Source organism: Vulcanococcus sp., assembly GCF_044369115.1.
Taxonomy (GTDB): domain Bacteria; phylum Cyanobacteriota; class Cyanobacteriia; order PCC-6307; family Cyanobiaceae; genus Vulcanococcus.
On the sequence record NZ_JBIPMN010000109.1, the window covers coordinates 1 to 9031 of the forward strand.

Annotated in this window: 11 protein-coding genes; 8 read left to right on the plus strand and 3 right to left on the minus strand. The window is 63.8% G+C overall.

The window, feature by feature from the left end:
• The 8 genes from ACIQ2E_RS09415 to ACIQ2E_RS09450 form a co-directional block, all read left to right on the plus strand.
• Nucleotides 1-179 (plus strand): monovalent cation/H(+) antiporter subunit G (locus ACIQ2E_RS09415; RefSeq protein WP_398329435.1); only part of this gene is annotated, 179 nt, incomplete at its 5' end.
• The gene (locus tag ACIQ2E_RS09420) at nt 176-694 is read left to right on the plus strand and encodes a hydrogenase subunit MbhD domain-containing protein (RefSeq protein WP_296370027.1); all 519 of its coding nucleotides are present in this window, start codon (nt 176-178) and stop codon (nt 692-694) included. The genes ACIQ2E_RS09415 and ACIQ2E_RS09420, both read left to right, overlap by 4 nt.
• Nucleotides 691-1350: a Na(+)/H(+) antiporter subunit B gene (locus ACIQ2E_RS09425; protein ID WP_398329408.1), complete on the plus strand. Its 660-nt coding sequence runs from the start codon at nt 691-693 to the stop codon at nt 1348-1350. The genes ACIQ2E_RS09420 and ACIQ2E_RS09425 overlap by 4 nt, the downstream gene beginning before the upstream one ends.
• Nucleotides 1351-1432: 82 nt before the next feature.
• Nucleotides 1433-3118: a SulP family inorganic anion transporter gene (locus tag ACIQ2E_RS09430; RefSeq protein WP_398329411.1), complete on the plus strand. Its 1686-nt coding sequence runs from the start codon at nt 1433-1435 to the stop codon at nt 3116-3118.
• Between the two features lie 77 nt (nt 3119-3195).
• Nucleotides 3196-3645 carry a phosphate-starvation-inducible PsiE family protein gene (locus tag ACIQ2E_RS09435; RefSeq protein WP_398329414.1) on the plus strand — a complete coding sequence of 150 codons (450 nt, stop codon included), beginning with the start codon at nt 3196-3198 and terminating at the stop codon, nt 3643-3645.
• Between the two features lie 241 nt (nt 3646-3886).
• Nucleotides 3887-4858, plus strand: a complete 972-nt coding sequence (locus tag ACIQ2E_RS09440; RefSeq protein WP_398329417.1) for a sigma-70 family RNA polymerase sigma factor — start codon at nt 3887-3889, stop codon at nt 4856-4858.
• A gap of 11 nt (nt 4859-4869) precedes the next feature.
• The gene (gene bioA / locus ACIQ2E_RS09445; RefSeq protein ID WP_398329420.1) at nt 4870-6141 is read left to right on the plus strand and encodes an adenosylmethionine--8-amino-7-oxononanoate transaminase; all 1272 of its coding nucleotides are present in this window, start codon (nt 4870-4872) and stop codon (nt 6139-6141) included.
• A 63-nt stretch (nt 6142-6204) separates the two neighbouring features.
• The gene (locus tag ACIQ2E_RS09450) at nt 6205-6447 is read left to right on the plus strand and encodes a hypothetical protein (protein WP_398329423.1); all 243 of its coding nucleotides are present in this window, start codon (nt 6205-6207) and stop codon (nt 6445-6447) included.
• A gap of 2 nt (nt 6448-6449) precedes the next feature.
• On the opposite strand, the gene ACIQ2E_RS09455 is transcribed toward ACIQ2E_RS09450, so the two are convergent.
• The 3 genes from ACIQ2E_RS09455 to ACIQ2E_RS09465 all read right to left on the minus strand — a co-directional run.
• On the minus strand, nt 6450-6851 hold the full coding sequence (locus ACIQ2E_RS09455; RefSeq protein ID WP_398329426.1) for a fasciclin domain-containing protein: 402 nt from the start codon (nt 6849-6851) through the stop codon (nt 6450-6452).
• Entirely contained in the window at nt 6851-8155 is a 1305-nt protein-coding gene (locus ACIQ2E_RS09460; protein ID WP_398329429.1) for a CO2 hydration protein, read from the minus strand. The genes ACIQ2E_RS09455 and ACIQ2E_RS09460 overlap by 1 nt, the downstream gene beginning before the upstream one ends.
• Nucleotides 8152-9031: NADH-quinone oxidoreductase subunit M (locus ACIQ2E_RS09465; RefSeq protein ID WP_398329432.1), on the minus strand; the 880-nt coding region annotated here is incomplete at its 5' end. The genes ACIQ2E_RS09465 and ACIQ2E_RS09460, both read right to left, overlap by 4 nt.

Consider the following 9031-nt stretch of genomic DNA (forward strand, 5'->3'; position numbering starts at 1 on the left):
ACAAATTGTCGGTGTCCGACACGCTCGGCTCTGGCCTGATGCTGTTGGGTTTGCTGCTGCGCATCCCCAGCCAATGGCCCCTGCTGGCCTTGGCACTGCTGGGGTTGGTGGTGTGGAACACGATCTTTGGCTACGTGCTGGCCCGCTGTTCACAACCCGCGGAGGTGAACCACCGATGAACGCGTCCTTGAGCCTGGGCAGCGAACTCGACCTGCTGCTGCCGATCACCGCTCTGCTGCCGGTCACCGCACTGCTGCTGGTGAGCCAGAGCAATCCCTACCAAACCCTGGTGCTGCGGGGCATCTTGGGTTCTGTGGCCACACTCCTCTACGCCCTGCTGGGGGCACCGGATGTGGCCCTCACCGAGGCGCTGGTGGGCACGCTGCTCTCCACCACGCTCTACGCCGTGGCCCTGCGTTCCTCCATGGCACTGCGACTCGAAGATCGGCGCTCCCAGCCCGACCCCAGCCGCGATGCCCAGCTGAGTGCCTGGATTGCCCCCCTGCATCTGCGGCTGCGCTGGCAGCGCAACGATGAACCCGGCCGCAACGCCAGCCATGGCTGGCTGAACGACAACGGCCAGCTCGTGCTGCTGCAGCCACCCCTGCGCCGGCAGCTGGAGCAATGCCCGGGATATGCCGCATGGCGCGCCAGCGGCGGCGAACTGCACCTGGCGTCCGAACCCCAACCATGACCTGGCTGTATCTGCTGGCGGCCATCGCCCTGTTTGCGGCCCCCCTGGCCAGCCCCCTCCCCGACGCGACCGGAATCACTCCCTTGATCGAGGCACTCACGGCGCAAACCCAGGTTCCCAATCTCGTGTCAGGGGTGATCCTGCACACCCGCCTGTTCGACACAGTGGCGGAAGTGGTGGTGTTCACCCTGGCGGCCATCGGCGTCCGCCTGGTGCTGGCGGGCGATCCGGAGCGCAAACGGATCCGCTCGCTCGACGATCCACCGTCTCAGGTGCTGTGTGAGCTGGGCTCCACCATTGCCGCGTTGGTGGCCGTGGAGCTAGCGCTGCGCGGTCATCTCAGCCCCGGCGGCGGCTTTGCAGCAGGGGTCGCCGGCGGCTCAGCCATCGGCCTGCTGCTGATCAGTGGCGGCGCTGATCGCAGCGAACGGCTCTACAAGCTCTACCGCGCTGATCTCTGGGAAAAAGCAGCGGTGGTGGGCTTCCTGCTCGTGGCGTTGATGAGCCTCGTGGGGCTGGATCCCGCAGCAGGCCGCTTCGGCAGCCTGCTGAGTGGTGGCTGGATTCCGTTGCTCAATCTGCTGGTGGCCCTCAAGGTGACGCTGGGCTCCTGGGCGATGGTGCAACGGCTGGTGCGTCACCGAGGCCTGCTCTAAGCACCCAGCGCTGTAGCGGCAGAACCCCACCCACATTCCGCACGCACCCCCTAAGGTTCCGCGCCAACCCTGTTCTGTTGCGATGACCTCCGCCTCGGCCCCCCCCGGGCGTTCACCGCTGCGGCTGCTGAATCACATCAGCACCAACAACATCAAAGGTGATCTATTTGGCGGTGTGACCGCCGCTGTGATTGCCCTGCCGATGGCCCTGGCCTTCGGTGTGGCCTCCGGTGCCGGCGCTGCTGCTGGCCTGTGGGGCGCTGTGCTCGTGGGCCTGTTCGCCGCCCTGTTCGGCGGCACCCCCACGCTGATTTCCGAGCCCACCGGTCCGATGACCGTGGTGATGACGGCGGTGATCGCCAGCCTCACCGCCAGCGACCCCGAAAACGGGCTGGCCATGGCCTTCACCGTGGTGATGCTGGCCGGCCTGTTCCAGATCGCCTTCGGCTTCTTGAAGCTGGGCCGCTACATCACCCAGATGCCCTACACGGTGATCTCGGGCTTCATGAGCGGGATTGGCTTCATCCTGATCATTCTTCAGCTCGGTCCCTTCCTGGGGCAGGCCATCCCCAAAGGGGGTGTGATGGGCACCCTGCAGGCCCTGCCTCAGCTGATCGGAAACGCCCGCCCCGCTGAGGTGGTGCTGGCCGTGGTCACCCTGGCGATCCTCTGGCTGACCCCCGGCAAGATCAAAAAGATCGCCCCGCCGCAGCTGATCGCGCTGGTGATCGGCACCATCCTGTCGCTCAGCTTGCTGAAGGGCAGCGGCGAAGAGATCCGCCGCATCGGCGAGATCGCCTCCGGTTTCCCTCAGCTGCGCACCCCCTATTTCGATCTGCCGCATCTCAGCCGGATGCTGATTGATGCAGCGGTGCTGGGCATGCTCGGCTGCATCGATGCCTTGCTGACTGCTGTGGTAGCCGACAGCATCACCCGCACCGAGCACGACTCCAACAAGGAACTGATCGGCCAGGGCCTGGGCAACATCGCTTCTGGCCTGTTCGGTGGCATCGCCGGTGCCGGCGCCACCATGGGCACCGTGGTGAACATTCAGGCTGGAGGCCGCAGTGCCCTCTCGGGCATCAGCCGGGCCGTGATCCTGATGATCGTGATCCTGGCCTTCACCGGTGTCGCCGCTCAAATTCCCCAGGCCGTGCTCGCCGGCATCGCCCTGAAGGTGGGTGTCGACATCGTGGATTGGGGCTTCATCAAGCGCGCCCACCGCATCTCGGTCAGCGGCGCGCTGATCATGTATCTGGTGATCGCCCTCACCGTGCTGGTGGATCTGATCGCCGCCGTGGGTATCGGCGTGTTCATCGCCAACATCCTCACCATCGACAAAATGAGCGCTCTGCAGAGCAAGAGCGTGAAATCGGTGAGCACCGGCGACGGTGACCTCGACATCAGCGATGAGGAACGTCAGCTTCTGGATCAAGGCCGCGGCCAGGTGCTGCTGTTCCAACTAAATGGCGCCATGATTTTTGGCGTGGCGAAGGCCATCGGCCGCGAACACAACGCCATCGGCGACTGCAAAGCCGTGGTGTTTGATCTCACCGAGGTGTCTCACCTGGGCGTGACTGCCGCTCTGGCAGTGGAGAACGCGGTGGAAGAGGCGATCGAGAAGGGCCGCGAGGTGTTTGTGGTGGGAGCCAGTGGCACCACCCAGCGCCGGCTTGAGAAGCTGGGCCTCTACCAGAAGCTGCCTTCGGAACGCACCAGCGTCGGCCGTTGCGAGGCTCTTCAACAGGCCGTGGCCGCCCTGGCCTAATCCCAGACCATCCCGACCCCAGGGCATCCATTCCGTGGATGCCCTTTTTTCATGCAACGTTCTGCCCTCACCTGCCAATGAAGCTCTTCGACGACAAGCAGTTCCTCTCCACCATCCACAGCTACGAGCGGCAGCTGGCCAAGCTGTTGGCACTGCTGTTAGCGGCAGTGGTGGGTTTGGCTGCTCTCGAGCTGTTGGTGGAAACAGGCGTGGGATTGATGCAACTGGAAACCAACTGGTTTGACGGCAGCCTGATCAAGTTGCTGGATCGACTGCTTCTGATCTTCATCGCGCTAGAGGTACTCCAGAACATAACCGCCTACCTGCGCGATCAGGTGGTGCAAATCGAACTGGTGCTACTCACCGCCCTCACGGCTGTGGCGCGAAAAGTGATCGTGCTGCCTCCGGGCACAGAAAACAAACCAGCGCTGATGGCGGGATTCGGGGTGATCGTGGTGGGGCTGGCCGCCGCCTACTGGTTGGTGCGGCAGGCACGCCGTGATCACCAGCCGACCCAACCCTCTTAATCGCCAGAATTAGGCGGGTTGATGAACATCAACACCAACCAGATCAGGAATGCGTTAAGTGTTGGCGTGATGCAAGAAAAGCAGAACCAGACCAGGGTGAGATCTCAAGGCTTGCAAGGGTTCTGCAGGATTGATCAGCAGCACTGATCAAGGCGATTGCAGTTGCTGCATCAACGCCGAAACCCACCCAGCCCGGCGCAGATGTCCTTAAGGTTTCGTCACCCCACAGACATCTCTCTCGATGCCTGCGCCACAGAAGCTCCGCAAAGGAGACTGCGACGCAATCAGCCGGCACCTACGTGCCATCGGCCGTATTCCGCTCCTCTCCGCTGAAGAGGAAATTAGCCTAGGCCGCGCCGTGCAAAACGGACGGCGCCTGCTTGAAGCGGCCGAAGAAATGAAACTCCGCTCGGGCGGCCAAGCCCCCAGCCTGGAGGCCTGGGCCAGCAATGTGCAGCTCACACCCCGGCAGCTGAAGCGCGAACTGAAGCTGGCGGAACGGGCCAGTGAGCGCATGGTGACCGCCAACCTGCGGCTGGTGGTGAGCCTGGCTCGCCGCATCAGCCACCGGCGCCTCGACCTGGAAGATCTGATCCAGGAGGGAACCCTCGGCCTGATCCGAGCCGTGCAGCGCTTTGATCCCACCCGCGGCTACAAGTTCTCCACCTATGCCACCTGGTGGATTCGGGAGGGCATGGGCCGTGCCCTGCAACAGCAGAGCCGCAGCATCCGCCTGCCAGCCCACATGCAGGATCGCCTGCAGCGGCTGCGCCGCTGCCAGCAGGAACTGCGCCAGATGCTGGGCCGTGAACCCAACCTCGAGGAGCTGGCTGAAGCCACCGAACTCAAACCGCTCGATATCCGCGAAGCCCTGTTCCGCGCCCAGGAACCCCTGAGCCTCGACAGCAGCCACGGCCCGGAAGACGACCTGCGCCTGCTGGACTCCCTGCGCTGCGATGCCAAGCTCCCCAGCGATCAGCTCACCGCCGCCCTTTTGCAGACCGACCTTGTCGCCCTGCTCGATGAGCTGCCGGATCAGGAGGCTGAGTTACTGCGGCTGCGCTACGGCATCGATCAGCCCAGCCCCATGAACCTCAGTGCCGTGGCCAGGCAGATGGGGCTCAGCCGCGACCAGGCCCGCGGCATGGAACGGCGCGCCAATGCAGCGATCCGCCGCCTCTCCGATCGCGTGATCGACTACCTAGAGGCCTAAGGCATCACCCCATGAGCTGGCACCCCCACCTCTGGCATCCCACCACCCAGGTAGCCACCAGCCCAGTTCCCCTGCAGGTGGCGCGCGCCCGCGGTTGCGTGCTCGAACTGCAGGATGGGCGCCAGCTCATCGATGCGATCAGCAGCTGGTGGGTCACCCTGCACGGCCACGCTGAACCCTCAATCGCTGCCGCCATCGGCCGCCAGGCCCTTCAGCTGGAGCAGGTGATCTTCGCCAACTTCAGCCACCAGCCCGCGGAACAGCTCGCCACCCGTCTGGCCGCCCTCTCCGGGCTGGAGCGATTGTTCTTCTCCGACAACGGCTCCACCGCGGTGGAGGTGGCCCTCAAAATTGCCTGGCAGTGGTGGCGTAACCAAGGCAGTGATCGCCGCCAATTGATTGCTTTTGAGGGGGCTTATCACGGCGACACCTTCGGGGCGATGGCCGTGGGGGATCGCTCGGTGTTCAGCGCCCCCTTCCACGACCTGCTGTTTGATGTGGCTCGCATCAGCTGGCCGCACACCCACTGGGGTGATGCCACGGTGGAGGAGCGAGAAGCTCACGCGCTGCAGCAGCTGGAGCAAGCTTTCGCGGTGCCCACAGCAGCCGTGATCCTGGAGCCACTGATTCAAGGGGCTGCCGGCATGCACATGGTGCGGCCAAGCTTTCTGCGGGCGGTGGAAGAGCGGGCGCAGGCCCACGGTGCATTGCTCATCGCCGATGAGGTGATGACCGGTTTCGGACGCACGGGCGCCCTGTTTGGCTGCCAGCGCGCCGGACTCAAGCCCGATCTGATGGCCCTCTCCAAAGGGCTCACCGGTGGCTTCCTGCCCATGGGAGTGACCATGGCCAGCGAGCGCCTCTACCGCGGCTTCATCAGCGAAACGCCGGAACAAACCTTCTTCCACGGCCACAGCTTCACCGCCAATCCCCTGGGCTGCGCCGCCGCCCTGGCCAGCCTTGATCTACTGCAGCACGACCCCGTGCGCTACCAGCAGTTCAATACACGCCACATTCCGCTGCTGGAAGAGCTGGCGCAGCAGCCTCTGGTGAAGCGAATCCGCTGCCAGGGAACCGTGGCCGCCTTCGAGCTGGATGCCGGCAGCACGAGTTACCTCAATCCGATCGGCAAACAACTGCAGCGCCATTGCCTCGATCACGGGGTTTATCTACGGCCCCTGGGCAACGTGGTGTATCTGCTGCCGCCCCTCTCGATCAGCGACACACAATTGGAACAGTGCTACGCCGCGATCCGATCGGGAGTTGAGGCTCTCAGCCCTTGAGACAAAGGCTTGACGCCACCGCGCCATCCGATACAAAAGCCTCACGGACGCTGCGATCTGGCCATGCCTGACACCTTTGCTCTGTTGCTGGCTGCCGGCATCATTGGCACCTCGGTGGCCCTGGCCAGCGCCATCGTGTTTGATGAGGCCAAGGGCCGCCAACGCACAATCGAGCACTACCGCAAACTCGAGCGCGAACGGATTCTGCGGGTGCGGCGTCTGCACAACCAAGTGACACACCAGCCCAACCGCGGGCGCGGCAGCTGGGATCGTTACCTCGAAGGCAAAAATCAGCGCGCTGCCTGAGATCAGCCGGGCAGAATCACCCGATCGATCACATGCACCACGCCGTTGTCGCAAACCACATCGGCGGTCAGCACTGTGGCGTTCTTCACCTCAAAGGGATCTTTGCTGCGGATCGGAATTGGAGCCCCTTCCAGGCTGTCCCAGTTGTCCTCAGCCACCAGCTGATCGCGGCTGTAGGCACCGAATAGCACGTGATATTTGAGGATCCGCGCCAACTGCGGCGGGTTATCCACCAGGGTTTGCACCGTGCCCGGTGGCAGCGCTGCAAAGGCGTCGTCCACCGGGGCGAACACGGTGAAGGGGCCTGGCCCCGCCAGCGCCTCGCGCAGCCCGGCGGCATCCACGGCAGCCAGCAGGGTGTTGAACACCCCCACAGAGGCGGCGGTTTCGAGAATCGAAGCCATCAGCGGTAGTCCTGGGATTGAATATCGGCGAGGCGGGCCTCTGGCCGCAGGAAGCGATCCATCTGCGCCTCAAAGAAGCGCCGATTCGCCATCAGGTGCTCGGGATTGGTGTCATCCAGGGGATACAGCAGCGCGCAGCGCAGCGCCTGAATCACCGCCGAGGTGACGTTGTACATCGAGCGCTGGAAGGTGATCCCCAGCTGCACCAGCTCATCTTCCTCGCCGCGCTTGTGATCCCGGTAGATCTCCCTGAGATACGGAGGCAGGAAATGCAGCATGTCCTGCATCAGCAGGGTGGGAGGAATGCCGGCTGAGCCCACGGGGAACACATCGGCATAAAGGATCCCGTAGTGGAAATCCGCCTGATCCGCCGGCACCTGGCCGGCCTGGGCGTTGTAGCTCTTGGTGCCCCGGAAGGGTGCCGTGCGGTAGAATACTGCCTCCACATAGGGCAGAGCAGCCTCATAAAGCCAGGTGAATCCCTCGCTCTTGGGGATGATTTCGTAGCACTCGTCGCCGATATAGAGGTGGTGATAGATCGGGCGACCAGCCACGGCGAAAATGCCGTTCACGAGGAAATCCATCGCATCGGGCACGCCCTTGAAGCCGCCCTCGTCGTAGATGTCGCTCATCTCGAAGAACACCGGCGCCATCACCTCCCAGAAGAGGCCGAGGTTGGCGGTGTAACTGAGCTGACGCACCTGCTCCAAGAACATGTCCGGGAACAACGCATACAGCCCCAGCATCAGGGGGTTGCCCTTGAAGTAGGCCTTGATCGCCCGATCGGCGTTGGCCTTGTAGGCGTCGCTTTCGAGGTAGTCATTGAAGCGGCCGCCCATGCCCTGATGCCAGAGCATCGCCTGCATGCAGGCCTCGGCGAACTCCATGTTCACCCGGTCGTGCCAAAGGTGGTGGAGCAGTTTGGGCATGCGGCCGGCTTCGCCGCGCTCCATGAACTCGAGCAGTTCCGGATGCGCCTTCTCACCACCACGCCAGATGCGCAACTGTGATTGATCGCCCGCATAGCTGTTGGGGCGATCAAGATACTCCTGTGAAATGAAGTATTTGAAGGCCGGCAGCGGATTGAGAAACACCCGCTCAGCGATGTAGAGCAGGTCGCGCCAATAGAAGTCCATCGGCACGGCGTAGGCCTTGTAGATGCCGATGATCTGTTTGAGGTTCTCCGGCGTATCGGGGAGCATCGAGCCACCCGCCTCGAGCCGATGGATCACATCGGCGTAGCGGTGGGTGGAGGGTGGAATCAACGGAGCCTTGATGCGCTCCGAGGCGACGGTGGCAGTCATGCGGGGAGCTGGGCGGAGTTGAGATTGGCGGGAGCCATGGCGATCACGGTGACAGCGTCACTGGAACGCAGGGCCAAAGGAGCAGTGGCCGTTTCGCTGAAACCGGTGAGCATCGAGGGCCAGAGGCCTGCCACCAGCACTAGGGCCGTAAGCACCAGAGCCGGTGTGCGCTCACCCCAGCTGGTGCTCACCCAATCGGCGCGGTCGTTATCGAGGCGGCCGAAGCCCACACGGTTGAACAGCCGAATGGCGTAGACAGCCGTGAGACCCGAGGCCAACAGGCACACCAGCGTGGGCCACGGGAACGCCACCCAACTGCCCTCGAACACCAGCAGTTCGGCAACAAAACCTGCCAGGCCGGGCACACCCGCCGCAGCGAGCAGCGCCAGCAGCATCAGGCCCAGGGTGAAGGGCAAACCCCGCTGGGGATTGAGCAGACCAGACAGCTCCGGAATAGCGCTGGTGCCGGTGCGCAGCTCGATCAGGCCCACCAGGCAGAACAGCAGCGCAATGATCAAACCGTGGGCGAGCATCTGGGCGATCACGCCCTGCAGGCTCAGCGGTGTGGCCGCGGCCAAAGCCAACAGCAGCATGCCCATGTGGCCCAGGGAGCTGTAGGCCACCAAACGGCGCATATCGAGCTGAACGATCGCATTGAGTGAGCCGTAGATGGCACTGATCGCTCCCACCGCAGCCAGCCAGGGAGACCAGGCCGCCCAGGCATCCGGCAGAAACTCCAGGCCAAAGCGCAGCAGGCCGTAGGCGCCGAGCTTCGACACCACACCGCTCATCAACATCGCCACCGGCGTGGGGGCCTGGCTGTAGGTGATCGGCTGCCAGCCGTGCAGGGGCACCACCGGCAACTTCAGGCCGAAG